This window comes from Massilia consociata (assembly GCF_042432755.1).
Lineage (GTDB): Bacteria > Pseudomonadota > Gammaproteobacteria > Burkholderiales > Burkholderiaceae_D > Telluria > Telluria consociata.
This window is the reverse complement of record NZ_JBHLWP010000050.1, coordinates 1-532: the sequence shown is the minus strand read 5'-3', so window position 1 is coordinate 532 and position 532 is coordinate 1. Positions and strand designations below refer to the sequence as shown.

Annotated in this window: 1 protein-coding gene; it reads left to right on the top strand. The window is 63.2% G+C overall.

What is annotated here, in order from left to right; genetic code table 11:
• On the top strand, window positions 1-532 hold a 532-nt coding region (locus ACFFJK_RS22870), incomplete at both ends, for a reverse transcriptase domain-containing protein (RefSeq protein WP_379681958.1).

Below are 532 nucleotides of genomic sequence, written 5' to 3'. Positions count from 1 at the left end.
CGATGCTTTCAGCGACGAAGCGTTCTGCCCGCGGCATGCAATCGGAGGCACGGGGTCAGCGCTGCTGCAAGCGGCGCTGACGACAGAGAACCTGCGGCGGGCGTTCAAGCGTGTGCGTGCCAACAAGGGAGCGGCTGGCGTGGATGGACTGGGCATTGACCAGACTTCACTGCTGCTGGCGACCGAGTGGCCGCGCATTCGAGAGCGACTGCTGACAGGGACGTACCGGCCCAGCCCGGTACGTCGGGTGACGATCCCGAAGCCTGACGGTGGCGAGCGTGAGCTTGGCATCCCGACGGTGACGGATCGCCTGATCCAGCAAGCACTGCTACAGGTGCTGCAACCGATCCTTGACCCCACTTTCAGTGAGCACAGCTACGGTTTTCGGCCTGGCAGGCGTGCGCAGGACGCGGTGCTAGCCGCTCAGGCTTACGTCCAATCCGGGCTGAGGATCGTGGTAGACGTGGACCTGTCGAAGTTCTTCGACCGGGTCAACCATGACATTTTGATCGACCGCCTGAGGAAACGCATC